This is a genomic window from Natrinema pallidum DSM 3751, assembly GCF_000337615.1.
GTDB classification, from domain to species: Archaea; Halobacteriota; Halobacteria; order Halobacteriales; family Natrialbaceae; genus Natrinema; species Natrinema pallidum.
Map to the genome: position 1 here is coordinate 35,686 of NZ_AOII01000038.1, position 24,728 is coordinate 60,413.

Here is a 24,728-nt window from a genome sequence, read left to right on the forward strand (position 1 = left end):
CGACGGCGGTATTCGGTATCGATATGGAGTGCCCTGCGTGTGGCGGCCCTGTCACGATGGAAGTGGGGCCAGACCATCCACTCTCAGCATCAGTGACGGATGCACTGCTTGCTGCTGACGAAGACGAGCAGATCGTCGTCGCCCGAAATTGCTGGGCGTGTGGATGGAGTGAGGAGCGGTCGGTGTCCATCGACTCGATCGAGACAACCGAGGGAGACACCCAAGCTGTCGAGCGAGCCGCGATTCTCGACGACATTATGAGCGAGGCGACGGCGATTGACGACCTCACGACGCTCAAAGACGCCCTCGCTGAGGTTCGCCGTCAGCGTCGTCTCACGACTGATGGGGCCGACTCAACTGATAACGTCGACAGTGGATAGGTACTACCCATGACCGAGACCGACGCGCTCTACGAGGTTCGAGAACAGACGGGGAATCCGGCCCACGCGTCGGTCGACGACGTGATCACACTTGTCCTTGAGCGAGCACGGGACCCGCGTGAGAACCACCACAACGCACACTTCGACGAGGCGATGGCTGCTGTCGTTGATCGATATGGTGCAGAGGCGGTCAGAACTGTCATCCATCGTGTGCTCGTTGAGCACTATCCGTTTCGGACAGCCACGGTCAACCTCGATATGCGCAATTTCGATGGTGTTCGGATCGGCACGACGGCTGTCTGGACCCTTCGGGAGTTGAACGCGCAGGGAGACGACTGAGACGCGTCTCGTAAATCGCCTCAGGGTCAAGCCCTGAGGCTTTCGCGTGGACTCCCGTTCTATGCCTCAACCGAGGCAGGGGGTACGTGTTCCCCACTCACGTTCAGCGTCCCGCGATTCAAGCGCACATCTACGGGTGCGCCTCCATCGTCTGCGTTTTGCTGACGACGGAGATACTGCAAACCGATGTTCTTCGAAGCGTTGTAGTCGGCGTGGTTCTCATACCCGCACTGCTGACACTCGAACGACTCGCCCGATCGATTGGTGCCGTGGGTAAACCCACACGTCGAACACCGCTTCGACGTGTTGCGCGGGTCAACCTGTACGACTTCGACACCGTGTTCTTTGGCTTTGTATTCGACGTACTCGTAGAGGCGTCGAAACGCCCAGACGTGTTGCCACGTCGCCTCGGGAATATTCTCCCGAATGTGGGTCAAGTCCTCAAACACGATGTGCGAACAGTCGTTCTCGACGGCCTCCTCGATAAGTTCGTTCGCCACCGTGTGCAAGTGTATCTCGAACCGCCCGTACTCTTTCTGTCCGACTGACTCGATGGTTTCATGGGCGTGGCGAGACCCACACTGCTGAAGCGACCCACGACGCTTCTCGTATTCCCGACGCCAGTGGTTGAACTCGTCTGCCGACCAGAATCGCCCCGTCGAAGTAACGGCGAGATTGTTCACGCCCAAATCCACACCAAGGACTGTTCTGTGCTTGGATTCGGATTCAGATGGTTCCTCGTTTGCTTCGACTTTACGCATTGAGGCGTGGAGATACCAGTCACCGTCGCGGTATTGTAAGTGCGCCATCCGAAACTCGAAATCCTCGTCGGAAACGTACTTCGTCGGCGGTGTCTCCGAGTCGTCGGGGAGGATGTAGTCGCACTCGACCCGCCCGTTTATGGTCGAGAGGGAAACGTGGTCGCGGTGGAATGTCGCACTCCGCTTGTCGTAGACTGCGCTATCGGCAGAAAAGTACGGTTGCGACGTGTTCTCACCACGTTCGAGACGCGAGACTCCGCTTTTGACGGCTTCGACCGCCCGCCGAATCCCTTTCTGGACGAGATTCGCGGTCAGGTCGGTTTCGTCGCGGAGTCGGTCGTAGAGGGCACGTTCCGCTTTGGCTTTTGAGGTGACGTGGTATCCGTCGTCGCCGTGCCAGCACCACTCACTCGCGGTGTTGGCGCAGTGTTTGAACTGCTTGACAGTCTCTCGAAGGGAGTCGTCAACTCCTTCGGGAGTGTCGAGTTTGATGACGGCGGTACGACGGTATTCCACTGTATTTTCACATATACAGTTTGTGTTACTTATGGGTTTACGAGTTGGCCTGCCATCGTAGCGTGGTTTGTATTGTCTGGTGTCGGCCTCCCCAACCTCGAGGGTCGGGGCATCCGCCTCGTACCGCCTGTGAAAGCCCTCGGCCGCTCGGCATCCCGCGCCCCACGCTGCGCTCCTCGTTCCTCCGGTGCTAGCGGGGTCGGGGGACGACCGAGGCGGCCTCGCCCTTTCTGAGTCCGCCAGGATATCGGCTGTGTCACTGAGCGTCGGGCTCGGTTGAACGGTGTTTCTCTACGGCCCGCCCCGCTCGCCGCGTTCCGCCCTCCGCGTCGCTCGCGACCGACCATTCCGGGCGTGCGGGCGCTCTCCGCACCGCCCGCGCCCGTTCCGGGCTAAAATGGATGTGCCCTCGGCGCCAGCGGGTATCCCCGTCGGTTGCGCCCCTTGCGGGCTTTCGCGTTCCAGCGCTTTATGCCGCCTGCGCTGTCGCGCGCCACACCGCGGCGCGCGTTCTCGGCGACAGTCGCCCTGGACACGGACCCGCACATCGGGCCGGACACGAGCGGGCATATCCCGCTGGCCGCTCGCTCCGGGCGGGTCGGCGCGCGGTGCTGGATGATCGTCCGCCTCGGGCGCGCTCTCGCTCGCGCCCACAGGGCGCTCGCGAAGGCGCGAGCGAGAGCGCGCAGATGGTTCTGTCGGTCGTTGTCGTCGAGGAAATCCGCGATGTTGTAGCATCGCGGGGTCGGGCGCGTGAGCGCCTTCGGAGCTGTACTAACTCCAATGTCAAGTAAGAACGTCTTCGGTAATGAGGTTTCGGTCGATGAACAGGCTTTCGAGAAACACGATGAAGCCGAGGTCGACGAGGACGGATTTGAGGTCGTCGACGAGACCCCGGAGTTCCGGGCGACGGTCGACATGGAAGTGCAGGCAAAGGTCGATTCCAACCATCCGGACGCGCGGGTCGAGGAAGGTCCGGATCACCTGTTCGGGAAGACCCTCGAACAGGAAGAGCGCATCGAGGCACGGGAGGCCGAGCTGGAGCACATCAGTGCCCAGGCGGAACTCAGTCAGCAGGAGGGACGCGCGAAGCGGACGCGGGAGGTCGTCGTCGAGCAGTGTGGCCGTGACGAGCCCGAACCGGTGGAGCGCACGGATCCCCGAGAGAAGCTAACGCAGGAAGACCTCGGGGCGGTGAACAAGCAAGCGATGCGGATTAAGGAGGAAGTCGATGGCGGCTGGTCGAGGTCAGTCGTCGCGAAGCAGTTGGCCGAGAAGGTGCAGCGCGGCCAAGACATGACGAAGGCAGTACTGGAGACGCTCGAGGAGCTAAAGGCGGTCCCAGGTGCAATCGTGCCCATCGCGGATGTGCCGGACGTCCCGGTCGGGGAGGGGACGGTTGAAGGAACAATCGAGACCCTCTGGGAGCCTTCCTCCTCAAGCATCCAGCAAGTCGGGCTGATAGCAGATGAGAGCGGGAAAATCAAGTTCACCTGCTGGGAGAAATCCGGGCAGACGGTGGTGCGAGAAGGTCAGACAGTGCGGTTCCGGGCAGCAGCCAAGAACTGGTACGAAGGCCGGTGCTCAATCGCGCTGACCGGGTGGTCGGATATCCACTTCCCGGAGCGCGGCCGCTGGTGGGAAGAGTAGCCAGCTGACGCAGCCTTCTTTTTTGCTGTGTGCCAGACCAGACCCAAGCCCCACCGCCCCACCCTCCGCTCCGTGCTCGCTCCCTGCGGTCGCTGCGCGCGCAGCCACGACCTCAATCACGAATCGACATCGAACTCAGAGAGGTCGACCTCTCGGTAAACCCATTCTTCGAAAGCAGCATCAACCAGCTCTTCGAGGGAGCTGTAATCGGAATTAGTTCGAATCGTTGTGTCCACGGCCTCTGGGAGATCGTCTACATCCGTCATCTCGTCAAGGTTGACCGGAAGCGCGTTCTCAAACGCCAATTGTGACTCGAACTCGGTCTGCTCACGTACGAATTCATCGGTGAACAACACTGGCGCGCCCACGTGATTTAGAGCAATATCGACGATATCTTGATCGGCCCACTCCTCCAGTCGGTCTCGTTCGTCCTCCTCTAGTTCTTCGGCAGCCGCTGCGAATGTATCTTGGATGTCGCTCACGAGTTGTTCCATTCCCTTCATTTCTGCCACATGAGTCGCAGACGACTGCCACTCGATGAACGCAAACGTGATTTGTGCCAAGGAGACAGCCGTTAACTGGCCTGGACGGGCGAACCCTGCGTTCGACGGGCCAGCCAGTAGGAGGTCAGGCTGTTCAACGTCGGGGATATCGATGATACCGAGCCGGTCAAGCGTCCCCTTCGACCCTCCATGGACCGATTCGCTGGCTAACCGGTAATATGGCTGGTAGTGGTCCAGATCGCCAGCTTCCTGGAGGCCCCTAATCGACGGCCCGCCACCACCCTCGTATGCGTCTGCCGCCCACCCGGTTCCGTACCCGTTATCGTCGAAATCGGATCCAAACCGCTCTACCAGCTCCACTTTCCCCTCTTCGAGTGAGGCCATCGTCTCATCCGCGATCTGTTCCTCATCAAGGTCGTCTGCGTGTTCTTGATACGTCTGAGCGAAGTAGTATTCCCAGAGATACCGGTAGTGCAGAAAACGCTCGGCTGTGTCGGAGCCTGCTTGCTTGATGAAGGAAGTGGTAATTGAGAGTTCGTGAAGGGATCTCCATCGAGCAAAGGCTCCATCAGCAAATCCGCCTTTGAGCAGGTGGTGGATCTCCATCGCGACCTGTACTGCCCGTGCGTGAAGTCGCGTCAGAGCGTCAAAGACGAAGTCCTGTTCCTGAGCTGCCTGGAGCCGATATTCCGAGTTGATTGCATCACCCGTTTCCTGCGACCAGATAATGAACCGTTCAAGCAGTTCCAAAGGTTCCCCCCAGCGATCTTCGATCCCGCGCTGAAATTCTGCCTTGGTTTCATAGAGCCGTCGCAATCCCTCGTCATCCTCGCGGACCTGCTGGTACATACTATCCCCAACAGCCTCAATGACCTCGCTGGTAGCTTCCGCGATCTCGTCTTCGGTGGGTTCCTCATCGAGTTCTCCTTCTTGGAGAAGTTCCAGAAGCTGGTCGTGGATTGCCTGAGAGAGTGGGTCAGTGTCGTTGGGCATGCTGAGTTACTCTTTCTCGTGTTTCAGTAGAGTGGATGATGGAGCTTTGGGAGCAATTGGCGTTTATTTCCCCCTCAATGGGTGAGGGGCTCGCCGTACTGGCAAGTCCCTGAACACTGTGAGAACCATGGCAATCAGAGACATCTACGAAACTGACTTCGACGAGGACGTCCAGACGGAGTCGAGTGCGAACCAGTGTCCCGAGTGCGACGGCCGGGTCACCACCAACGCAGTCGAAACCATCTGCGAAGACTGTGGCCTTGTCATCGACGAGCAGCGGATCGACCACGGGCCAGAGTGGCGAGCGTTCGACGAAGACGAACGGGAGCGCACGGGCGCTCCGTTGACGGCGGCACGACACGATCGAGGGTTGTCGACGGAGATCGGCCGCGGAACCGATGCGAACGGGAACGAACTCTCAGGACAGAAGCGACGCCGGCTGTTCCGGATGCGGCGTGAACAGACCCGTGGACGGTTTCAATCGAAAGCTGAACGCAACCTCGCACACGGGCTTAGTGAAGTCCGCCGGGTCAGTAGTGTGCTCGAACTATCCGAAACGATCCGTGACCAGGCCTGCCAGCTCTTCCGCAGCGCTCAGAACGAGGACCTCCTCCAGGGCCGGTCGGTCGAGGCGATGGCCGCCGCGAGTGTCTACGGCGCGTGTCGGTGTAACGGGCGGCCGCGAACGCTCGACGACATCACCGAGTCGGCGCGCGTCGAGCAATCGCGGGTGACGAACGCATACACGACGCTGAATACGGAACTTGGCCTGCCAGCCCAACCCGTGACACCGAGTGCGTTCGTTCCGCGGTTGGCCTCGGAGCTTGACGTCTCCGATCAGATCCGGCAGCGGGCTCGGCAGTTGGCGGAAGCATCCGAATCGACCGGAGCAACCACGGGAGTTCGGCCATCCGGGTTCGCCGCAGCCTGTCTGTACAAGGCCGGACGCGAAGACGGACGGTGGCTCACCCAGTCGGACGTCGCTGACGTTGCGAACGTCTCAGTGGTCACCGTGCGGACCCACCGCGACGCGCTGGACGAACTGGCTGTGTAGAGGCCACAATACGATTTTCGGTTGTATGTCTGTAGGCTGATTGATGTGAGAGCCATTGTTTAAATCCGAAGACGAAGCATGATACGGCCAGATCACTCTATGACCGACCAGTACGCCGACTACGAAGCCCTCCGACCGCTCGGCGAAGCGACCCACGTTCCCGATGACCAACTCGCCAGTAGTAGTGGCGAGCCCCGGCGCCAACGCTCTGGTGGCGTCGACGCGGGCTATCCAGACGACCCGACAGCAGATGCGACCGAGTGCGCTTCCTGTGGAGCGTCGATCCCCGCTGGCCAGTCGAAGTGCCGGTTCTGTCTCACGAACCATCTCGAAGCAGCCGATGATCAGGACACATCGACTGCCGAACGGACTCTCCTCCACGTCATCCAGCTACTCGTTAAGGCGTCGACGTTCTACGGCGCCGTCGGGAAGGGATCTGCTGCGGCCACCCTCCTCGCGAAGGCAGATGATGACCCAGTAGTCGATGACTGCAAGCTAATCTATGATCTCGACGAGGAACCGGCCCCACAGCTTGTCGATCAGTGGCCCTCGCTCCCCTCGGCGACACGGGTCACGTCTGAATGTGGTAATCAGCTGCTCGCGGCTGCTCGTGAGCGGACGGCGTGGACAGAGACGACGCAGTCCTGTCACGACGGCGAGCACGCGACGTTTCTCTACGACGAAACCGGGAGCGAGGTTTGTACCGAAGCTCGTCTTGCAAGCCTACGTGAGGACGCAGACGACGACCTCTGGCTGGTGCCAGCGATTGCGCTCCAGGAATCCGTTGACAAGACCGATACCGAACAGCCACTACGTGAGCGTCCAAACAGAACCCACCTCGAGTGTCGGGAGTGTGGTCGGGAGACTAAGTATCGATTTCGCGAATTCGAGGCGATCCCCGATGACGAGTGGACCGGGCAGCCCATGTGGGAGTGTCAGCGATGCGGGACACCCCGCTATGGGCCCGAACCCGAAGCCAGTCAGTAGAGACGGCGTCAGTTTAACCAACGGATCCTGATATCGATTCGTTCTGTTGGTTAACTGGAGGTCAGTTCGTGATCACTCCCGAACCGCCCCGCTGACTGCCCGCCGGTGTTTTTTCGCGCCGTAAATTGGCGGAGGCGCACACATGGACCCACGAGACACCCCCGGCTATCGACTCCACCGCGCGCTTAGCAGCCTCTCCAGTATCGACGCCGACCAATTGGAGCCCGCTGATCAAGAGCGAATTAGCACCGCGACGACGCTCCTCGAGCAGGTAGATGTTCTCACCCAACCGAATACGACGAGGGACGGTAACGCCAAAGAAGAATCCTGACAGCACGACGCGTCGGCAACGCAGTGTCCTGTGGCCGTCACAGCGTGAGCGGTTGTTCGCCCCGTTGAAGGGGTGCGGGGGCGCGAGACCGCTCCCGAGAACAACCCATGGCAACACTCCAAGCCGCAACGACATCGACCGGCGCGCTCGTATCGGATCCACAGGCAGTCCGCGAGCTCTGTGAGAACCACTGCTTCGGGACGCTCAACTGGGAGGTGGACGACGACGGCGAACTGATCATCTGGGGCTACGACAGCTTCGACGTGTACGAGGCCCGTGAGAACGGTCTTCCCGACTACGACGGTGGCATCGTCACCCACGAGTTCCTCCGGTCGCTCGCGGAGTATCTCGGACCGAACGAAGAATTCGACATTCAGACAGCCGGATTTACCAAGTGCCGATTTCCCGTGCTGGCGAAACGGTACGTCGTCTGCGACGGTGAGGTGCTGTACGCGGACCTCAGTTCCCCTGACCTGATCGACGAGTAGCGTTGTTCGTCCCCCGGGAGGGGTGCGGGGCGATCCAGTCGTGGGTCGTCCTGCGATGTGATTGTTCAATGGGCCACCGCGCACTTGTTGCGTACGAACGGGCAGACGGACAGTACACACTCCACTACTCTCATTGGGGCGCTGCGAATCTCAAGCTCAAGCACCGAATCTCGGTCGAAACACCGTTCGGTGGCGAGGACACCGACTCGAAGTGGGCGAAACAGCTGCTGGCGGAACTGGCCGATGGCCTCGAGGCAGATGCCGTCGACGGCTACCTCGCCGGCGAGGATCGACCGTCGACCATCGTCGAGCCGAAGCCGCGCGCCACCGGGCTCACCCTCGACGAGATCGTCGATGATCACCTCGACTATCTCCACCACGAGGCGTTCTTCGTGGTGTCGACGACATTCGAGGTAGCCGCCTACCGGACACTATGGTTCGGCCTCCAGTACGATTCAGAGACGATCGACCACGGCGAGACAGTCGGGAACGGGGCGCTTGCGACCGTTCGGTGGCACGACGGCGAGCCGGTCGGCGATGGCCACCTGCAGGGGCAGTTCGCAGCCCTCAAAGACGTCGTCGGCGACATGCTCGACAAGGGCGTCTTCACGCCGTCGACGGCGAGGCAGTACCTGAAACGGAAGCTCGGCGAGTGGGTCGGTAAACGCCAGGAATTGCGTATCCCGGGCGGTGAAGCACCGTCTCCGGACGCGACACTCAGCCGCTCGTAGGCCGATTTGCGTCGAAGCAGATGGTGGTTTGTCTGGGGCAGAAAGGACTGAGCCCCACCGTAGGCTCGTGATTGGATGCCCGAGAAACCAGACGATGACCCATTCCACGATTGCGAGTTAGATCCCGACGCAGTCCTCGGGACGCGCACCTTCCACGATGTCCTGTTCACCGACGACACGGAGACACCGGTGAACGTGCTCACCGGCGAGACGCCCGCACATTCGCAGGCGACCGTTGAGGAAGCGAAGGCGTTCGCTGCGAGTATCGACACGGACACACCACAAATCGCGCTCCCGGCCTCTGTCGAGACGCAGGTCGAGACTCAGAGTAAGCCCTACACTGCAGCTGCGTTCTTCCACTTCAAGGCGACGGGGTCACTCGAACGACATCGTGCCTACCACGCCGCGTACGACTCGGATGCGTTCACCGTCGACTTCGAGGCCGACTACGCGTCGGGCGATCTAACCATCACAGTCGACCGAGCGAACGAGTCCTAAGAACCGACCGCTAGATCAGGTTTTTCGAGCGCCGGCGATGGGTGCCGGCGCAGCAGGAGTGAGCGAGCAATCATTCCCGGTGCGTCGGCGCTTCGAGGTGTTCGAGATGCACATAGTCATTTACAGCCTGGTAGAAGCATCGACAGAAGACGAAGCACTATCCACCGGAAAGACGGTGTTCGACCGCCTGGTCGGCGCGGACCCACACGCTGGCGCCGTCTTCGACTACCACGTGACGTTCGATGAGGAGGACACGTCCGTTGCGGGGAAGACGCGATGGGGTAAGTTGCCGACTGCAGCCCCTGTCGACTCCGACGACGGCCAGGACCTCCTCGAGCGTGGCTGGGAGGCGACGAAAGAAGAGTTCGAGCGCAACCTTGAGCGAGTGAAGGAAGCGCTCAACGAGCTCTCCGACGAGGAGATCATGCGTGACGAAGACCTCGCCCGCCACGCGTTCCATCAAGTTGGTGCGTACGACGGCCCGACGGTCTTCCTGTACAACGAACACGCGAACGGCATCCGTCACCGCGAACAGCTGGATCAAATCCTCGAAGCAAGCGAGGAGCTCTGGATCGTACCTGCCGACGTCCACTTTTAACAGATGTCCCGGATCACAAACTGGCGACGCGAAAGTCGCACGCCGACGCTCGAGTATCGTAACACCGAGACTGGCGCTCGGGCTGTCCTACACAGAGCGCCAGACTCCTACCGCTACAAGTGGCGTGGCGCTATCCTCGTCGACGGCTACCCAGTGTGGTCGCAAGGGTACGAGACAAAGGACGCGAAAGCGTTCAGGAACGTTCTCCGCAACCAACCTACTCCCGAACTGAGTTGTCGGGAGTGTCTGGACGGCGACGTGGTCGCCGGTGATAAATCGGCTGACGGTGCGAAGGTCCAACGCTGGTTCGAGTGTCGGAACTGTGGGTACGAAGCACCCTCAAGGATTGTGTACGGCGCCGAGCGTTGAGGGACATCCCGCCTTTACCGTGCTAAAGATCGGTTTCGTCGAGAACTTTTCTATCGGAATTGTTCCGCTGGTCTTCCAGCCAAGTGCCGATATCTGGAGGAGACTTACTATCAAGTGTTCTATTTAATGACTTTGCACGAGAATTGAATGCCTTCTGTTGGAGATTGAACTTGTCTTCGTTATTCTTTTTGAACGTTACCAGCACAAGCGCGATGTTGTGTTCGTCACCGGCAAAGTACCCAGAAAACGCTCTCGCACCGCTACCATTTCTAGGGGACCATTTGAACTGCCATAAATCACTCTGCAGCGATTTTGCAAAAGCGGCCTCAGGACGCCAAGCATCAAGAAAATCCGTGGTTTGGTTTTCCAGCCGTGTCGCCATATGATTCCCCATCGCATCAAGATTCGCTAGAGCTGGCTCAAAGAACACGACGTATCGTCGGCCCATCTATACGAACAGCAAGCAAACAGGAGTAATAAAGGCGAGTGTTAGAATTCGGCCTCAAACTCGTCTTCGTCAGGCAGCATCTCAAGTGCCTCCTCAGGAGAAACAGCTTCAGGAGACTCATTATCGGCTTCGTCTCCGGCTTCTCCGGCCGTGGGAGCGGACATACAAAACCATACACAGTGTGGTCTGATAAACCTTTGCCAGCAGTACAGCACCAATCGACATCCCTCACGGCGAATGACGTTTATTTCTGGGCCGGGATGGGTGGCCCGTCTCAATCGGGCCAGATCCACAGATGAGTCTGGAAATCATCGACCGTCACAGCGAAGCACTGTTCGAGTTCCTCTGGTGTCCCGTCTGCGGGCACGAGGTATTTAGTCACATTCCGTTCGAAGGTGTGTTCTGCAAGAACTGCAACACGCAGGTCGAACTCCAAGAATCCCGAGAGACGCGCGGCTACGAGGAGGCCGTCCTCGCCTGCTTCGACACCCACTCGACGTGGAACCTCCACGTCGACGAGAAGCTCCGTCGCGACCTGCCTGATGGGTCGGCGCGGGTGAAGATCCTCGGCGCACCGGGTGCCTACGAGGTCGACTGGTGGAGTCCAGCACCCTGCGATGACTGGCAGCCGGTCGAGCGTGGTGAATTCGATGAGGTCGACGAACCAGCCGATATCTCCCATCTCGCGTAGGGGAAAGCAGTTCCTGTGGCTGTTTTTCACCCCCTGAGGGGTGCGGGGGTGCTCGAACGAGTAGCTCCCGAACAGACCGATGAGTAGATCTAGCGACACATACTCGATTGAACAGACACGCCCAGCGAGCGACTGCGACATCGCCTACGTCGGGTATCGGCAGAGCGGGCAGGCTATCGTTGAGAAACGTCCCGGCCAAGAACGGCTCACGCCAGAGCGGAGTCTCGCGCTGGTGAATCACAGTCCCTCGGGATTCGAATGGGGATATGGTGGTAGTGGTCCGGCGCAACTCGCGCTCGCACTCCTCCTCGACTACACGGATGACGAAGCGTTCGCTCTCGACCACTACCAGGCATTCAAAACCGAGATCGTGAGCCAGCTGGACTGCGCTGGGTCTGGTGAACGCTGGCGACTCACGGGACCCGAGATCGACGCAGTCCTTCACGAAACACCCGGCGAGCCGGTCGCACCGTCCATCTGAACTAATCACCGAGAGTAACCATGTCAGAACACACCCCACCATCTCGTGCAGATGACGAATCGGCTGAATCGAATGAACAGACGACACGAACGGAGTACGTCGAACGCAGTGACGTCGGCGTCTCCCTCACCGTGAAGCTTACTCGCGGGACTGGCACCCGCGATCAGGACAAAATCGTGGCCAAAGCGAAAGGCAAGACCCTCGAAGACGCTCGCGAGGACATGGAGATTCTTCGGGAGTACATCCACGATCTCGCTGAGGACGCCCGCCAGATCCAACCCGAGGAAGAAGACGGGTAACGGCGAGGGCTGTTTTTTCTCGCCTCAGCAGTGACGGAGGCGATCATCAGTGAGCAATCCTGACGGTCAATCGACTGACGTGAGCGAGATTTCACCAGAACAACGGCTCGAACCCCCGAATACGCGACTGATCAACGCCGGTATCGTGACGATCAACGATATGGAGACGCTGCTAGCCTGCGTCGCCTACGAGAACGCGAATCAGCAACGGGTCCAGATCCTCCGCCGGCTTGAACAGCGGGCCAGCGAAATTCGCGCAGAAGACGATTGACGCAGCACTCGGGGCTGTCTGTCGGAGCCTCGGTGGGTGGAGGCTCGAATGAGATGAGCGATCGACCAGAGATCGAGATTCAACGACAGACCGCATTCGATGACGATGGCCAACTCGAAGTAACCGAAACAAGCGTCGAGACCTCGCTTGAGGACTTCGGCGCTGACGTGGATCATCGCGACCGGGATTCGCGTCTTGACCAGCCCGAGGCGAGTGAGTTCGGCGTCGACGATCGACCCGAAGTTGAGCAAACATCCGAGGGAGATCAGTCAACACTCTTCGCTGATACGAACGAGGATCAGCAGACCCTCAATGGAGAGGATGCAGCCGCTCGCTGTCTCTTCGAAGAATAGGCTTGCCTCTATCAGTTGGTTGTCTGATGAATTGTTATACTGAATTCTAACTTTGAAGCGACGTTGAGGGGCTAATAGCCGGTGGTGGTTTTTCGACCCCCAGCAGGGGTGCGGGGAATCCGAACGCCCGCATTCAACCGATGGAGACGAATTCGACTACCGACCCACGAGCAGTCGTACAGGATACGGATGAGCGATGTCAGGCGAGTACAGACCGCGTCGAGTACGTCGGGATGCGTGTCGACGGAACACCAGTGGTCCTGAATCTCACCGCACACGAACGCCTCTCCCCTAATCGAAGTCTCGACCTCGTGCGGCATAGCCCGGCGGGATTCGACTGGGGCTACGTTGGGAGCGGACCGGCACAGCTCGCCTGTGCGCTCCTCCTCGATTATACCGACAACGAAACCGTCGCCCAGCAACACTACATCCAGTTCCGCGACGCAGTAGTCAGTCAGTTGGTGTGTGATGGTCCGGCCGACTGCTGGCACCTCATCGGGGAGGATATCGAGGCGGCACTCGTCGCTGAGAGTAACGACCTCGTCGAGCCAGAGGAGGACATCTGATGGAGAACATCCGACTCTCGCGGGCCACGTACCAACTCATCGAACGCGCCATCATAGCGCTGGAGTGCATCGGCCGAGAACTCGAGCGATACAACGATCGGCACGAGCGAACAGCTGGGAAAGACACAGACGAGACGAATCCCAGCGACTCATGACTGACGAAGCGACGCTTGACTACTTCAAGGGCGAGACATCATCCGGAGAGTCCAGATCGCTCACGCTGGAAGAGCGACTCCTCACCCCGATCTCTCCATCCATCGGTCTGCGGGTGATTCCCGGTCGTGAGGATCCGCTCTATCTCCAGAACCGGGGCACTGAGCGGTATCTCTTCCGCGACGATCACGACCGGTGGTTCATCCTTCAACCCTCAGCGAAGGACTCAGAGGACATGTTCGTCCGGTGGGTATATCTCCCAGCAGACCGGCCCGAACGGCTGGCGCAGTCGGCGCTTCGTCGACGGACGGTGATTGGCTATGATTACGTTCAGCGGTCGGCCGCACCAGATCCAGTCAGGTCGACGGTGACGGCGATGTTCGTCACGGAACCGTGGCCCGACACCGCCTACGAGTGTGGGTCATGTGAGGCGCTGTTCGACACGGCACAAGAGCACGCCCTGCACTGCTGGGACGCACATCCGTGGGTGCCGAATCCTGAACAGGTGCGCCGTCGACGCCACGCTGACGAGTGAATTCAAGAGCCGAAGACAGGTGTCGGGACCGTCCAGATTATTAACCAACAGTACTGGATTCTTGGGTAGAATGTTGGTTAAGGATGGTTGTTTTTGCGCCCGTGAGAGGGGCGCAGGGCGCGTGATGAGAGCGCCGGTGCGGATGACGAACTCGATTTCGAGGTGACTGCAATGAAAGACCCAGAATCCAGAACCGTGTTCGCGGGCGTCGACGGACGAACCGATACAGAACTACCCGACTGGTACCGCCGGAAGAAAACGGTCGACGAACCGAAATCCTTCGCCGAGACGATTCGTGACCTCCCGCAGGCCGTCGAGACGACAGTCGCATACCGGAATCCCTACTCCGACGAGTGGGTCGAAACGGAGCGCTTCAACGCCTTAGTCGAGCCGACGAGAGCGCGCGACCACGCGACAGACGATGAGCCCGACGCAGACCCACTATTTCACGTCCCCACGGACAGTTACGCGATCATCAATCCGGTCGACGTGTACAGGCCCTTGGAAGAGGTTCTTCGCGAGAAGACCATCGACGGGACGCCGCTCGGCGATGTGATGTTCGGCGAGATCCGGCGCTACCGGGGCGGGGGCGAAGTCCATATGGACGTGATGTTCGACGGCCTCGAGGTGCGCCTTCCTGGCCGGGCGGACCCGATCACGATGGGCGTGACCTCCGGCTACGACTTCTTCGGTGAGCACGCAGTCTACGTAGAGGGATTCGCTCAGGACGGGTACTGCTCGAATTCGATGCGCTCGCTCACCGACAAGGAAGTCATCAAGCACGTCGGGGACGTTCGGGACTTCCGGACTTGGTGGGAGGAGATTCTCGCCCAGGTCGAACTCGTCGCCGACGATCTCTTCGAGTTCATCCGAGATGTGCAGGAGATTGATCTCGAGTTCTCCGAGCTCCCGTTCACCGTCACCGAGTTTTACAGCCTGCTGGGATTCCCGGACTATCTCGCAGAGCGTGCTGCCGAGGATGCCGAGGCGAACGCTACGTCGCCGTTCGAGATCGATATGTGGACGCTGCACTCCGGCGCGACGTACGCGCTCACCCACTTCTTCCAAGGGAAAGAGGGCACGTCCCTCGACCAGTACGTCCGCGTTGCAAACGACATCCTGTTCAACCCGGAAGGCACCATCGAGCGCGTCGAACGAGCCTACGAGGAGCAGCTGGAAGCTGACGGCGAGGACGGGTCGCAGGCGTCGCTCGCCGGCGAGCGGGCGCTCGCGTGCATCGAGCGTGTGAACGAGGACCTGCAGGACAACGTCGAGCAGTTCGAAGCGCGTGAAGAGGCGCTTCGCGAGCGGTTCCAGCAGGTGACGAACTAGCGCGGTCATCCGTTTTCGCGTTTCCATATGGCAAACGAGAACGCCCACCAGCAGTGTCCCATCTGTGATCGCCGAATCGCGAGCGTGACGATCGTCGGGGTCGAGTGAAGCAGCGGTCGCGCCGTGCGGGCATCGTGTCGTTCCCCATCGACTCGATTGAAGACTTGACTCCGCTGAGCGGACACGGTGGCTACGTCGTCTCTATATTAACCAACGATATGGGGGTTCTGGAGACTGGTGTTGGTTAATAGCGGACTGCGGCTCCGTTTATTTCCTCTCCAAGAGGGTGCAGGGCGGCTGGATTCGCCCTCACAGCCCGTATTCATGTCGCTCAAAATCAACTCCAGCAGCAGCAGCATTGAACGCGACATCGCCGCTGCCAGACAAGCCGACGTCGTGGCGTTCCTCCATCGAGCGCCGTTCGCTCTGGATGCGTATCGGCTCGGATTCTTGCCCGGGTTCCGAGAAGACTGTGGGTACCAGCAGACCCAGTATCAGAACCTGGACATCCCCGTCGGGATGTTGGATAACGACTTTCGGAATCCCGATCTGGACCGATACGTCGCCCGGTTTTTCGAGCACGAACCCGAGGTCGGCGTCATCGGAGATGCATACGAGGAGGACGACGTCGACGAATACGTGGCCGTCGCCCGTAAGATTCAGGCGAGCTACCCCGATACGGAACTCGTCATCGTCCCCAAGTGCCGGGAGCTAATCGACGCGATCCCGAACGATCTTGTGCTCGGTTACTCGCGGGGGTACGCCGACCGGTTGGCGCACGAGTTCTCCGAGCCGACCGACTGGCGTGGCCGCCGTGTGCACATTCTCGGGGGGAGCCCACTGAAACAGTGGGACGTCATCCAGCAGTTGACCCAACCGACACTCACAGACGACCCACCGGCCGACATCGTCGGCCTCGACTGGAACGGGCTACATCGCGGCGCGCAGTTCGGGGAATTCTGGACAGCTGACGGGTGGAACGACAGTGGTCGCGACACCGACCACGTCACAGTTCGGAAGACAGTCCGACACAGTCTCGCCCGGATCAAGGCCTTCTGGCAGTCTCACGGTGTCTGGCCTGACTCGACACCACAGGACAACTCCTTCGAGATCGAGTACGAGGGCCCGTCACCAGCCGACCTCGATAGTGCTGCGTGTACCGAATGCGGAGCGAACGTCTGGACGACTCGGCGCGGTCCCTTCGTCGCTGAATATGATACCGGCATGCTCTGTGGCTACTGCAGCTACGAGTGCTACTTCTCGCATCGCCACCAGAACAACCTTGAGGAGATCGCCGGCGAGCAGAGCGTGTACATTCCGCCGGCGTGACGCCACGAGTGGTTTTTCGCGCCCCGGAGAGGGCGAGGGCTTGATCCAGAAAGTCCTCCGAGAAGGTGATTTTCCGTGAGTCAACAACAGCGTCCGAACGACGTCTCGATCGACGATATTCCAGTCGACGTATCGAACACCCAATCAGGCGAGGTCGATCCCGCTGAGGTACCCGAGGAAATCCGATCGATCACTCGTGGACTCGCAAGCGAGCAACCGCCGACGAATCCGCTCGTCGTCCTGAAGGCCGCCCGCTGGTGGTATATACATGGCAAGGGTGGGACCGATCCCGCGTTCCAGTGGGCGATCGAGTGGGCACGACACCTCGCGACGGACACGCCGAGCGATGTCGACCAGTTCGACGCGTTCCTTGAGTACCTCGTCACGGTCGGCTTCGCTGACGAGAAAGCAGCGCTCCGATAGCAGCCCCGATCTAAACCCCCCGAAGTCGCGCCGATGTTTATTGTGCGCCCCCGAGGGGTGCGGCGCGTCCTGACTTCTCGGAGACGTCGTCGTACTCGATGTGATGCAATCCATGATGACAGCTAGTGAGTCGGGAGTCTCGTTCGAGGAAACCGACACCCGACACGACGAGATGCACAGTACGATCGAAGACTGGATCGACGAGCTCGTCGCAGACGTCGACGAGGCAAAAGCCAGCCAACAGTTCCAGGAGTGGCTCGATGTCCAGTCCCGATTCCATGACTACTCACATCGCAACACCCTCCTGATCAAACTCCAGTATCCCGAGGCGACCCGCGTGGCGGGCTACAATACGTGGAGATCGGAGTTCGACCGGCATGTCCAAGAGGGCGAACAGGCGATCTGGATCTGGGCACCCATTATTACGAAGCAGTGCCCGGAGTGCGAGAACTCACCGAGCTACCACGAGCAAAGCGACTGTGACTACGACGAGACACCGCCCGAGGAGTGGTCGAAAGGACTGGTTGGATTCAAACCAACGGCAGTCTTCGATGTGTCTCAAACCGAGGGCGAACCGCTACCCGAGCTGGAAACCGAGGCAGCTGGTGACGCCGACGACCTGGTGCCAGCGCTCCTTGATGCGGCAGCTACTCTCGATGTCGACGTCCGTGTCGTCGACGCTGCCGAGTGGGAGCATGGCGACGCGAAAGGCGTCTGCAAACACCGGACTCTCCACGAGGGCCAGCCCGTCGTCGAAGCGAAAGCCCGCTCAAATCAGGCCGATCTCGCGGTGACATTGGTTCACGAGTACGCCCACGCGCTGCTTCATTTCGATGGCGACGACGAGCCCGAGCGCGCAAAACGCGAGGTCGAAGCGGAAGCCGTTGCGTACATCGTCGGGCGGTATTTCAACCTGGATACGAGCGGGTCAGCGTTCTATCTTGCCGCGTGGCAGGACGACGATGCGGAGAGCATTCAGGAGCGACTCGGCCGGATCAGTTCGACCGCGCAGGAGATCATCGGGACGGTCGCCGAGAGCTGAACACGCCTTCCCCGGCTGTTAACCAACGCCTTGGGGGTATCTTGTCCACTCTGTTGGTTAATTCGTTCGGCGTCCGCTCCTGCGTGTTTCGATCGGTCCCAAGACATACCCACCGGCAGTCGATGTTATAGTTCAGAATCGATTCGGCGCTGCTGGTCACGAAGGAACTCAACGACTGCATCGATATCCTGTTCGGGAACCGTTTGCTGTTCGAAGACCCCTTTGAACGCGTCCGCAAAATCCTCCGACGTGAGTCGGTCGAGGACAGTCTCGATGCGACCAGCGAGCTTCTCGGACTCCCCGCGATGCAGATGAGTCGCGATCCGGTCGAAATCCGCGCCAGCAGCCAGCACCACCAGATCCCGGGAGTCTGCCTTGCGACCACTGTGAAGTTTCACGGCAAACAGCAACTCCCGTTCCGGAATCCGGGCTCTTACCGGACGCCCGGTTCGCAGTTCCTGAGTGACAGAGTGCTGGGCCAGATAGCGATACGACCATTCAGCTTCCGTCTGGCGACAGCCCAGCGCGTCGACCATCGCGTCGAATCGAACCGGATTCCCGATGTCCTTCTCAAACCGGATGGTACGGCCCTCGTAGAGCTCATTTCGCTCGACATCGGCCGTTTTCTCGTAGCCGCGGTCGGTGAGAAGCTCGGTGTAGTCGCCGACGCTTGTGCCGGAATGACGACGTCGACATCCGTCGTGAAGCGCTGATTGAACGCCGCAATCGCCCACCCACCGACGAGCACGTACGGCAGATCAGCATCAATGACGGCCTCCAGGGTGTCCAGCAATTCATCTTCGCGTTCACCGAGGCTCATGCATTGAGACGCGGATCCTCGTGGGATGCGTCGATATCGCGGTCGTACTCATCGGCGATCATCTCCAACGCCGGCTCGTAGTTCACTCGGTACTCCAACATGTGCTCGATTGCCTCATCCAACGGAATGACCGGATTGCCGTCGACCCACTCACGGGTGATGTCCCCACTCGTCGGGAACAACACGTACGAGACAGTCGCATCGTAGTCGGTTGCATCCGGCCGCTCTTCGATCCGGCTCGGAACCCCGAACTCATCAAAGAACGCCGTCCACTGGTCGACATCCTGGTCGGCGACCTGGATGAAGATCGGGTAGTCGTCGTGGCCGCGGGCGATCTGATAGCCGCCGTGGGTCCAGACGTAGACGCCGTCGATTTTCGTGTACGCAAAGGGCATCCCGGCGAAGTGTGGAATGACGTAGCCGTCGTCGATCGAGGGGGGAACAGCGCGGGAAATGGCCGCGACGAGATCGTAGTAGCGATCCCTGACAGCGTACTTCTCGATGTAGACGCCGTCCTCACGTCGGATGAAGCCTGCGTCCTCCAACCGCTCGATCCAGTCGTAGACCCACGAGTAGGAGCCGTCGATCTTCTGGGCGATCCGACGGATCGAGTCGCCCGGCCGGGCCGCGACCATGATCTTCGCCGCGGTCTCGTCGACGTATTCCATCATCGTTAGTTATCGGTATCGCATCTAACGGTATTAGTCTTGTCCCCCATATTCCCTATAGAGTTATCTCTATACAGATATACTATTCTTGGCTCCGGTAATCCGATCCGGCTTAGAATTTGAGCAGAGATGAATTAACCAACAGAGGATACGATGGATCGCTATTCGTTGGTTAAGTCTATCAGCGCCCGCCGAGGGGCGGAGGCGCAGTCCGGTCTCCACGAACTATGACCGACCGATATCTAACGACTGTTCTCGACGAGGCAGGGCGAGTCGCAGAGCACCACGAGCAGGTCGCCCAATCTTCGGACCATCCGGAACACGAGTATCTTCGGTACGCCGTCCTTCGGCTGCTCGAAGGCGCGGCTGACGAGACATCTGTGGAGATACCGCAGATTGACGGCGTGACTGTCGGCTACGGAGAGGACGACGCGATGTGCAACAGTTGGGACGACGACGTTGAGTGGTGGGAGACGGTTCCGCCGCAGGAGGCTTGTACTCGATTCCGGGTGTTCTACCCCGACGAGTACGACGCTGTTCCGCGAGTCATCGTCGACGTGATGACAGCACTCGGGGCGTGGCGCGTCTGGAACGGGAGCGCTGCCGCCTGTGGCTCCTACGACCATCGCGAGCGGCGGGAAGTCCACTATCTGTGGCCGGAGGGGCATCCGGTCGAGGCCCTGCTTGCGAATCGGCTCCAGGATCCCGAAGCTGCGGTTGCCTCAGACGGCGGCCGCTCCGGCGACGTGCGCGATCGGATGGTCGTCACGGAGCACTCGCCCCAGTACGACGACCTCGAGCCGCGAACCAGCCGTGCCGTCGACGAATCGATGGCCGTCTCGCTGCTTGAAAAGGGTGGCCGCTATGAGGTCCGATCGGCGTCCGGAAACTGGTACGAAGTCGACGTGATCAGCGAGTCGTGTACGTGTCCAGACTGGCGGAAGCGTACGCCCGAGGGGGGCTGTAAACACCTCCGGCGAGTCGATCAGGAGATCAAGCAGGGGCGGGTCCCACGACCTGATGGTCGACTCCCCTCTAACTCGTAGAATCGTCCAGAGTTCGAGGACACTCGAAGGGCTGTAACATCAGACGAAACTCATTAATACAGAGTTTCGAGTAGTGTTACCGCTGCTGAAGGACCGTTGTGAGCGGTTGGTTACGGATTTAACCAACAAAACTATGCCTCTTGCCTCTGTGTTGGTTAACACAGATCGGCCCATGTCCTACAAGCCACCGACCCCTCCAGCGGACCTCCCCACGGATGTCGTCGACACACTCGACGACTACTCGCCCAAGCTGCTCCGAGACGTTGCCCACTATGCCGAGGACCTCGCCGAGCATCGCGAGCGCCAGGCCCGCCTTGCCGAAGCGGAGGAGGAAGACGAGATCGACGAGCGACCCGATGACCTCCCCGATGATGTCCCGACGAAGGCGACGATCACGATCAAGGAGATCAACGACAACCGCTACTACTACTGGCAGTGGAGAGAGGAGGATAAGGTGACGTCAAAGTACAAAGGTCCAGTCAGTCCGGATGAGTAAACCTACTCGGGCCCCCACCCCGCGTTGCCGTCGTTTCCTCGCAGTCTCCCCATTATCGCTGATACTGACGGCAAAGAAATCGTAGGAACCCCCCGTTATCGAGTTGTAAATGGGAAAGGGTGAGGAGATAGTACAGCACATCGCCCGGCATATCGAATCGCTTGGCTCACCCACCCCCCGTTTTCGAGTAGTAACGAGACATCCCGACGACCGACACTCCCCATTTTCGAGTTGTAACACATCACGCGGGATACGAACCCCCCCCGTTTTCGAGAAGTAAGTGCAGGAAGAATACGGGCGAGATTAGTTCTTACTCCGGAACTGCTTCAGCCGTTCGCGGACAACTGCACTGATTGTCGCCTCTTCGTGAGCTAGATCTTCGAACCGGGAATCCTCACGGATCGTCTCCATGATCGTTTCCGGATCCTCAGAGAGGGAGAAATACATATGCACTCCTCTGCCTCGACCCTTACCTCGACGCTCGAAGTCCAACACACCGTACGTACTCTGCTCAGTGACGTGATTTACGAACGTCTCGCGACTGTACTGGTCCGCGTCCAACGTATCAGCAATGAATTGGTACGTCTTGAACGCTGGTCCAGCAGGGATCCACTCAGGGTGTTCTCTTGCGTAGTTGGCCGTTGCCGCCACGGCGTAGATAGAGAGTTTCTTTTGAGTCGAAATTCCGCTGATATGGCGGAGTTTGCGGTTTTCGGTGTATTTCTCCTGGGCTTCACGGACATCAGTCTCAGTAACCGTGTCAGCTCCACGCCGCTCAGCTAATTCGCCAGCCCATCTGAGGAGATCAATCGCCTTCCGCGCATCCCCATGCGTTTGGGATCCGAACGCGGCAACAAGCGGAATGACATCATCTGCAAGTGATTCTGGCTTGAAGGCGTCCTCCCGGTTGTGGAGAATACTACGGAGTTGCGTCGCATCGTAATCGTCGAAGAAGATGTCGTCGGGATTGTAGGAACTTTGTGCGCGGCTGTTGAGGTCCTTCATGAAGTCGGCGTAGTTCGTGATCGTCGTGAGTGAAATGGGACCATCAAAGTCGGCGAGTTTGCGAGCCCGTGAAAGCTGGTAGATGAGAGAATTGTACTCTGCTTCCTGATACGGTCCCTCGAGCATATCGATTTCATCGAGGATGAAGATGACACCATCGTAATACTCTCGCATAAGTTCGTACAGTCGCTCGAGCTTCTGATCCGTTGAGACGCCGGTTTGGGGAACACCAGGATCGACACCGAGATCGTTGGCAGCAGCTTTAACTAGCCGGTAGACAGCCCGATCCGCAGTCTTCGGTCCCTCGCAGTTGATAGAGAGGACCCCGAAGGTCTTGTCTTGTGATTCACATAGTTCGACAATCTGTTTGCAGACCGCATGAATGATGAGCGACTTCCCCGTTCCAGATGGCCCACTCAGGAGCATATCGGGGATCCCTTCATTCTGGAGGACCGGTTTTAGATTATCGACGACACGGCCCAGCTGGTCGTCGCGACCGACGATACGGTCCTCGTCGATGATAGTATCTGACCGGACGAGGTCTTTGTTCGCGAACACGCCACCGGACGACTCGGTTTGGAGCCGATCACGAATCGAGATGCCACCACCGTCGCCGTTAGTTGCTTCTTGAGACGAATCGGCGGGATCTGATCCATTTCCGAAGGTCGTTTGTGACGTGCCAGGAGACGCCACCTCCTCATCCATCGACTCGGGATTTTCAGGATCAGCAGAAGAAGATTCACGATCCTCCTTACTTTCCGGATTATTCGATCCTGCTCTACGTCCCTCTCGTCCCATTATGAATCCCCTCGAACCCTGGGTATAAAAATGTGGACCCTTGTGGAGTTGTAACCGGGCGAAAACAGGCTATCTAACGACTACAGACCCGTATCCTCTGAATGAATCGGATACCGTCTTCGGAATCTATCCCCCTCCGTTGTCGATTTGTAACGGTTCGACGATAGCGAGCTTCGTCGATCTTCCTCGATGGGCCGGACCCCCCGTTTTCGAGTTGTAAGATGTTGGGGAGCGGTAACACACCTGGTTCGATGCTCCCACCCTCACGTTGTAAGGAGAAGTGAGTCGAGGTGGGTCTCGGAGTAAAATCCACATAATCCGGATTTTGTGAATGTTGCTCAGGGTGATACGGTCTTTCTCACACTCCCCGTTTTCGAGTAGTAAGCGCCAGAATAGTTGCGAAAGAACGACGCTCGTAGAACCCGTTCACGAGTGAGAGGAATGCCGGGTTTCGGACATGATTGCTGGTGAAGCTGCTTTGGTGATCTCGAATGTTTCACCCCCTCCCCCCTTTTTCGAGTTGTAAGTCGATGGGAACAGGTCACACCAGACGCCATGTAACGAGCGTTGAGTTAACAGAAGTTGGCGTAGAGGCGATGAGACATGATAGTACACGGGATCAGAACCACGGACGAGATGAAGAGGTTATCTACTCCAGAGATCTTAATCGTCTAGCCGGAGCTAGACGATTTGTTTTCTTTGTCTCTAGTGCGGTTATGGTAAGGTAATGTGCAACATAAACTTTCGCATTTTTAGTCACAAGTTAGAAGATGAGGTGCTCACCCCCTCTATCGTGTATATCTGCCACAATCAGCTATTTTGCAGTCTCTCTTGCTATTCACCCCTCCCCGCCGTGACGAGTTTACAACTCGAAAAAGGGGGGAGGGGGTTCGTCTGGTTTAGTCTGTGATACCGATTTTGATGAATGAGGAGTTCAAACGTTGTCGGACTTCGATTCCGGCACTAATTCGTAATTTCCTATCTTCTGAGCCGGTTCCCTCGAACACTTGGATCCAAATCGTCTCACTATTAACCAACATCAGCAGTTCCATAGCTTGGACTGTTGGTTAACAGCTGCTAACTCAGCCCCAATTTCTGTATGTTCGGAATATTAATGCTTGATATCCCGTTGTATGGAGTGCGCTATGAGCTATCCTCAAACTCACGTCAATCACCGCGATCCGGATCACCACGAGGCAATCCACCCTACCCGGAATATCGGCAATGCGCACGTTGTCGCCGGCGAGTTTCTCACGTCAAGGTACCACGATGCACTCCAAACCGTCCTCCGTCCGCTCGGTGAGTCTCTCGATATCCACGACCAGCACGCTCTTAATGACCTCGGGATCGTCCACACCGACGGGAGCCTCAACGAGCTCTCTCCTATTGTCCGCACTTACGTCAAGCTTGAGGACTATTGGACACGCACACACCGAACTGCGCTCAATGAGTTATTCGCTGACCGGCGTGCTCATATCTTGAGTTGTTGTACACGCTGTTTCCTCTCCGAATTTTCTCTCCACACTTTCGAGGTTGAGAGTGGGCGTACCGATTCCGCGCTGGATGCCACCCTCGCCCCGTTTCTCCAAAGCGGTTTCCTCTCACAGTCGGATGATGATGAGGAACCTTCCTATACCGTTGACGAGCATCACGCACTCTACCGACCGACTGAACACCTTTTTGACGCGCTCTTGGACCAAGCACCGGTCCTTTGCGAACTCCTTCCCCCATCCGACTTCTGAGACCACAGCGTTGTCGAGATATCTGGACACGA

The 24,728-nt window shown here is 58.8% G+C and carries 31 protein-coding genes and 2 pseudogenes; 26 read left to right on the top strand and 7 right to left on the bottom strand.

Annotation, left to right across the window (positions count from 1 at the left end; all coding sequences use genetic code 11):
- The first annotated feature begins 23 nt into the window (after window positions 1-23).
- Window positions 24-380, top strand: a complete 357-nt coding sequence (locus tag C487_RS05935) for a hypothetical protein (RefSeq protein WP_049907971.1) — start codon at window positions 24-26, stop codon at window positions 378-380.
- Window positions 381-389: 9 nt separating this feature from the next.
- Window positions 390-719: a hypothetical protein gene (locus C487_RS05940; RefSeq protein WP_006184789.1), complete on the top strand. Its 330-nt coding sequence runs from the start codon at window positions 390-392 to the stop codon at window positions 717-719.
- 59 nt (window positions 720-778) lie between these two features.
- On the opposite strand, the gene C487_RS05945 is transcribed toward C487_RS05940, so the two are convergent.
- Window positions 779-1,996, bottom strand: coding sequence for an RNA-guided endonuclease InsQ/TnpB family protein (locus C487_RS05945; protein WP_006184790.1), 1,218 nt, complete (start codon window positions 1,994-1,996; stop codon window positions 779-781).
- Window positions 1,997-2,779: 783 nt separating this feature from the next.
- On the opposite strand from C487_RS05945, the gene C487_RS05950 reads away from it, so the two are divergent.
- Window positions 2,780-3,646 (top strand): hypothetical protein, encoded by an 867-nt coding sequence (locus C487_RS05950; RefSeq protein WP_006184792.1) that lies wholly within the window; start codon window positions 2,780-2,782, stop codon window positions 3,644-3,646.
- A gap of 116 nt (window positions 3,647-3,762) precedes the next feature.
- Here C487_RS05950 and C487_RS05955 read toward each other — a convergent pair whose 3' ends face one another.
- Window positions 3,763-5,142 carry a DUF5677 domain-containing protein gene (locus C487_RS05955; RefSeq protein WP_006184793.1) on the bottom strand — a complete coding sequence of 460 codons (1,380 nt, stop codon included), beginning with the start codon at window positions 5,140-5,142 and terminating at the stop codon, window positions 3,763-3,765.
- A 127-nt stretch (window positions 5,143-5,269) separates the two neighbouring features.
- On the opposite strand from C487_RS05955, the gene C487_RS05960 reads away from it, so the two are divergent.
- The 8 genes from C487_RS05960 to C487_RS19375 all read left to right on the top strand — a co-directional run bounded on the left by C487_RS05960 (window position 5,270) and on the right by C487_RS19375 (window position 10,198).
- Window positions 5,270-6,196: a transcription initiation factor IIB gene (locus C487_RS05960; protein WP_006184794.1), complete on the top strand. Its 927-nt coding sequence runs from the start codon at window positions 5,270-5,272 to the stop codon at window positions 6,194-6,196.
- A 99-nt stretch (window positions 6,197-6,295) separates the two neighbouring features.
- The gene (locus tag C487_RS05965; RefSeq protein ID WP_006184795.1) at window positions 6,296-7,183 is read left to right on the top strand and encodes a biosurfactant protein 1; all 888 of its coding nucleotides are present in this window, start codon (window positions 6,296-6,298) and stop codon (window positions 7,181-7,183) included.
- Window positions 7,184-7,325: 142 nt separating this feature from the next.
- Window positions 7,326-7,514, top strand: a complete 189-nt coding sequence (locus C487_RS05970) for a hypothetical protein (RefSeq protein ID WP_006184796.1) — start codon at window positions 7,326-7,328, stop codon at window positions 7,512-7,514.
- A gap of 107 nt (window positions 7,515-7,621) precedes the next feature.
- Window positions 7,622-8,002, top strand: a complete 381-nt coding sequence (locus tag C487_RS05975; protein WP_006184797.1) for a hypothetical protein — start codon at window positions 7,622-7,624, stop codon at window positions 8,000-8,002.
- Window positions 8,003-8,070: 68 nt separating this feature from the next.
- Window positions 8,071-8,733 carry a DUF6735 family protein gene (locus C487_RS05980; protein ID WP_006184798.1) on the top strand — a complete coding sequence of 221 codons (663 nt, stop codon included), beginning with the start codon at window positions 8,071-8,073 and terminating at the stop codon, window positions 8,731-8,733.
- Window positions 8,734-8,808: 75 nt separating this feature from the next.
- A complete protein-coding gene (locus C487_RS05985; RefSeq protein ID WP_006184799.1) occupies window positions 8,809-9,231 on the top strand; it encodes a hypothetical protein in 423 nt (140 codons plus the stop codon).
- 106 nt (window positions 9,232-9,337) lie between these two features.
- A complete protein-coding gene (locus C487_RS05990) occupies window positions 9,338-9,829 on the top strand; it encodes a hypothetical protein (RefSeq protein ID WP_006184800.1) in 492 nt (163 codons plus the stop codon).
- Between the two features lie 3 nt (window positions 9,830-9,832).
- A complete protein-coding gene (locus C487_RS19375) occupies window positions 9,833-10,198 on the top strand; it encodes a DUF7568 family protein (protein ID WP_083864534.1) in 366 nt (121 codons plus the stop codon).
- Between the two features lie 22 nt (window positions 10,199-10,220).
- On the opposite strand, the gene C487_RS20180 is transcribed toward C487_RS19375, so the two are convergent.
- Window positions 10,221-10,646, bottom strand: coding sequence for a hypothetical protein (locus C487_RS20180; RefSeq protein ID WP_152422479.1), 426 nt, complete (start codon window positions 10,644-10,646; stop codon window positions 10,221-10,223).
- 41 nt (window positions 10,647-10,687) lie between these two features.
- The gene (locus tag C487_RS21675) at window positions 10,688-10,810 is read right to left on the bottom strand and encodes a hypothetical protein (protein WP_255409719.1); all 123 of its coding nucleotides are present in this window, start codon (window positions 10,808-10,810) and stop codon (window positions 10,688-10,690) included.
- 131 nt (window positions 10,811-10,941) lie between these two features.
- On the opposite strand from C487_RS21675, the gene C487_RS05995 reads away from it, so the two are divergent.
- The 12 genes and pseudogenes from C487_RS05995 to C487_RS06045 all read left to right on the top strand — a co-directional run bounded on the left by C487_RS05995 (window position 10,942) and on the right by C487_RS06045 (window position 18,121).
- The gene (locus tag C487_RS05995) at window positions 10,942-11,337 is read left to right on the top strand and encodes a DUF7567 family protein (protein ID WP_006184801.1); all 396 of its coding nucleotides are present in this window, start codon (window positions 10,942-10,944) and stop codon (window positions 11,335-11,337) included.
- Window positions 11,338-11,416: 79 nt separating this feature from the next.
- A complete protein-coding gene (locus C487_RS06000; protein WP_006184802.1) occupies window positions 11,417-11,818 on the top strand; it encodes a DUF6166 domain-containing protein in 402 nt (133 codons plus the stop codon).
- 20 nt (window positions 11,819-11,838) lie between these two features.
- Window positions 11,839-12,117 carry a DUF7389 domain-containing protein gene (locus C487_RS06005; RefSeq protein WP_006184803.1) on the top strand — a complete coding sequence of 93 codons (279 nt, stop codon included), beginning with the start codon at window positions 11,839-11,841 and terminating at the stop codon, window positions 12,115-12,117.
- A gap of 49 nt (window positions 12,118-12,166) precedes the next feature.
- Window positions 12,167-12,388, top strand: a complete 222-nt coding sequence (locus tag C487_RS06010; RefSeq protein ID WP_049907972.1) for a hypothetical protein — start codon at window positions 12,167-12,169, stop codon at window positions 12,386-12,388.
- Between the two features lie 53 nt (window positions 12,389-12,441).
- Entirely contained in the window at window positions 12,442-12,741 is a 300-nt protein-coding gene (locus tag C487_RS06015) for a hypothetical protein (RefSeq protein WP_006184805.1), read from the top strand.
- 140 nt (window positions 12,742-12,881) lie between these two features.
- Window positions 12,882-13,262: pseudogene (locus C487_RS06020) on the top strand (DUF6166 domain-containing protein); the annotation flags it as partial.
- 44 nt (window positions 13,263-13,306) lie between these two features.
- Window positions 13,307-13,462: a hypothetical protein gene (locus C487_RS20955; RefSeq protein ID WP_006184807.1), complete on the top strand. Its 156-nt coding sequence runs from the start codon at window positions 13,307-13,309 to the stop codon at window positions 13,460-13,462.
- Window positions 13,459-13,995 carry a hypothetical protein gene (locus tag C487_RS06025; protein ID WP_006184808.1) on the top strand — a complete coding sequence of 179 codons (537 nt, stop codon included), beginning with the start codon at window positions 13,459-13,461 and terminating at the stop codon, window positions 13,993-13,995. Before C487_RS20955 ends, C487_RS06025 begins: the two co-directional genes overlap by 4 nt.
- 171 nt (window positions 13,996-14,166) lie before the next feature.
- Complete coding sequence (locus tag C487_RS06030) at window positions 14,167-15,327, top strand: hypothetical protein (protein ID WP_006184809.1); 1,161 nt, start codon at window positions 14,167-14,169, stop codon at window positions 15,325-15,327.
- Between the two features lie 324 nt (window positions 15,328-15,651).
- The gene (locus C487_RS06035) at window positions 15,652-16,656 is read left to right on the top strand and encodes a DUF6610 family protein (protein WP_006184810.1); all 1,005 of its coding nucleotides are present in this window, start codon (window positions 15,652-15,654) and stop codon (window positions 16,654-16,656) included.
- Between the two features lie 75 nt (window positions 16,657-16,731).
- On the top strand, window positions 16,732-17,079 hold the full coding sequence (locus C487_RS06040; RefSeq protein WP_006184811.1) for a hypothetical protein: 348 nt from the start codon (window positions 16,732-16,734) through the stop codon (window positions 17,077-17,079).
- A gap of 112 nt (window positions 17,080-17,191) precedes the next feature.
- Window positions 17,192-18,121 (top strand): ArdC-like ssDNA-binding domain-containing protein, encoded by a 930-nt coding sequence (locus C487_RS06045; protein WP_049907973.1) that lies wholly within the window; start codon window positions 17,192-17,194, stop codon window positions 18,119-18,121.
- Between the two features lie 125 nt (window positions 18,122-18,246).
- Here C487_RS06045 and C487_RS06050 read toward each other — a convergent pair.
- A pseudogene (locus C487_RS06050) lies at window positions 18,247-18,941 on the bottom strand (nucleotidyltransferase domain-containing protein).
- Entirely contained in the window at window positions 18,938-19,609 is a 672-nt protein-coding gene (locus tag C487_RS06055; RefSeq protein WP_006184813.1) for a helix-turn-helix domain-containing protein, read from the bottom strand. The pseudogene C487_RS06050 and the gene C487_RS06055 overlap by 4 nt, the downstream one beginning before the upstream one ends.
- A gap of 227 nt (window positions 19,610-19,836) precedes the next feature.
- On the opposite strand from C487_RS06055, the gene C487_RS06060 reads away from it, so the two are divergent.
- Both C487_RS06060 and C487_RS06065 read left to right on the top strand, forming a co-directional pair.
- Complete coding sequence (locus C487_RS06060; RefSeq protein ID WP_006184814.1) at window positions 19,837-20,655, top strand: hypothetical protein; 819 nt, start codon at window positions 19,837-19,839, stop codon at window positions 20,653-20,655.
- 172 nt (window positions 20,656-20,827) lie between these two features.
- On the top strand, window positions 20,828-21,151 hold the full coding sequence (locus tag C487_RS06065) for a hypothetical protein (RefSeq protein WP_006184815.1): 324 nt from the start codon (window positions 20,828-20,830) through the stop codon (window positions 21,149-21,151).
- Window positions 21,152-21,454: 303 nt separating this feature from the next.
- On the opposite strand, the gene C487_RS06070 is transcribed toward C487_RS06065, so the two are convergent.
- Window positions 21,455-22,861, bottom strand: coding sequence for an AAA family ATPase (locus C487_RS06070; RefSeq protein ID WP_049907974.1), 1,407 nt, complete (start codon window positions 22,859-22,861; stop codon window positions 21,455-21,457).
- Between the two features lie 1,238 nt (window positions 22,862-24,099).
- Between C487_RS06070 and C487_RS06075 the strand changes: the two genes are divergently transcribed.
- Window positions 24,100-24,696 carry a hypothetical protein gene (locus tag C487_RS06075; protein WP_049907979.1) on the top strand — a complete coding sequence of 199 codons (597 nt, stop codon included), beginning with the start codon at window positions 24,100-24,102 and terminating at the stop codon, window positions 24,694-24,696.
- Window positions 24,697-24,728 lie beyond the last annotated feature (32 nt).

Coding starts and splice junctions, on each gene's coding strand:
- C487_RS06045 (WP_049907973.1), top strand. CDS start 17,192: ATGATGACAGCTAGTGAGTCGGGAGTCTCGTTCGAGGAAACCGACACC.
- C487_RS05970 (WP_006184796.1), top strand. CDS start 7,326: ATGGACCCACGAGACACCCCCGGCTATCGACTCCACCGCGCGCTTAGC.
- C487_RS05995 (WP_006184801.1), top strand. CDS start 10,942: ATGAGTCTGGAAATCATCGACCGTCACAGCGAAGCACTGTTCGAGTTC.
- C487_RS06025 (WP_006184808.1), top strand. CDS start 13,459: ATGACTGACGAAGCGACGCTTGACTACTTCAAGGGCGAGACATCATCC.
- C487_RS05990 (WP_006184800.1), top strand. CDS start 9,338: ATGCACATAGTCATTTACAGCCTGGTAGAAGCATCGACAGAAGACGAA.
- C487_RS05960 (WP_006184794.1), top strand. CDS start 5,270: ATGGCAATCAGAGACATCTACGAAACTGACTTCGACGAGGACGTCCAG.
- C487_RS05980 (WP_006184798.1), top strand. CDS start 8,071: ATGGGCCACCGCGCACTTGTTGCGTACGAACGGGCAGACGGACAGTAC.
- C487_RS06060 (WP_006184814.1), top strand. CDS start 19,837: ATGACCGACCGATATCTAACGACTGTTCTCGACGAGGCAGGGCGAGTC.
- C487_RS06070 (WP_049907974.1), bottom strand. CDS start 22,861: ATGGATGAGGAGGTGGCGTCTCCTGGCACGTCACAAACGACCTTCGGA.
- C487_RS06065 (WP_006184815.1), top strand. CDS start 20,828: ATGTCCTACAAGCCACCGACCCCTCCAGCGGACCTCCCCACGGATGTC.
- C487_RS20180 (WP_152422479.1), bottom strand. CDS start 10,646: ATGGGCCGACGATACGTCGTGTTCTTTGAGCCAGCTCTAGCGAATCTT.
- C487_RS06030 (WP_006184809.1), top strand. CDS start 14,167: ATGAAAGACCCAGAATCCAGAACCGTGTTCGCGGGCGTCGACGGACGA.
- C487_RS05940 (WP_006184789.1), top strand. CDS start 390: ATGACCGAGACCGACGCGCTCTACGAGGTTCGAGAACAGACGGGGAAT.
- C487_RS06015 (WP_006184805.1), top strand. CDS start 12,442: ATGAGCGATCGACCAGAGATCGAGATTCAACGACAGACCGCATTCGAT.
- C487_RS06075 (WP_049907979.1), top strand. CDS start 24,100: ATGAGCTATCCTCAAACTCACGTCAATCACCGCGATCCGGATCACCAC.
- C487_RS05955 (WP_006184793.1), bottom strand. CDS start 5,142: ATGCCCAACGACACTGACCCACTCTCTCAGGCAATCCACGACCAGCTT.
- C487_RS05975 (WP_006184797.1), top strand. CDS start 7,622: ATGGCAACACTCCAAGCCGCAACGACATCGACCGGCGCGCTCGTATCG.
- C487_RS06035 (WP_006184810.1), top strand. CDS start 15,652: ATGTCGCTCAAAATCAACTCCAGCAGCAGCAGCATTGAACGCGACATC.
- C487_RS06005 (WP_006184803.1), top strand. CDS start 11,839: ATGTCAGAACACACCCCACCATCTCGTGCAGATGACGAATCGGCTGAA.
- C487_RS20955 (WP_006184807.1), top strand. CDS start 13,307: ATGGAGAACATCCGACTCTCGCGGGCCACGTACCAACTCATCGAACGC.
- C487_RS06000 (WP_006184802.1), top strand. CDS start 11,417: ATGAGTAGATCTAGCGACACATACTCGATTGAACAGACACGCCCAGCG.
- C487_RS05985 (WP_006184799.1), top strand. CDS start 8,809: ATGCCCGAGAAACCAGACGATGACCCATTCCACGATTGCGAGTTAGAT.
- C487_RS05935 (WP_049907971.1), top strand. CDS start 24: ATGGAGTGCCCTGCGTGTGGCGGCCCTGTCACGATGGAAGTGGGGCCA.
- C487_RS19375 (WP_083864534.1), top strand. CDS start 9,833: ATGTCCCGGATCACAAACTGGCGACGCGAAAGTCGCACGCCGACGCTC.
- C487_RS05965 (WP_006184795.1), top strand. CDS start 6,296: ATGACCGACCAGTACGCCGACTACGAAGCCCTCCGACCGCTCGGCGAA.
- C487_RS05950 (WP_006184792.1), top strand. CDS start 2,780: ATGTCAAGTAAGAACGTCTTCGGTAATGAGGTTTCGGTCGATGAACAG.
- C487_RS21675 (WP_255409719.1), bottom strand. CDS start 10,810: ATGTCCGCTCCCACGGCCGGAGAAGCCGGAGACGAAGCCGATAATGAG.
- C487_RS06055 (WP_006184813.1), bottom strand. CDS start 19,609: ATGGAATACGTCGACGAGACCGCGGCGAAGATCATGGTCGCGGCCCGG.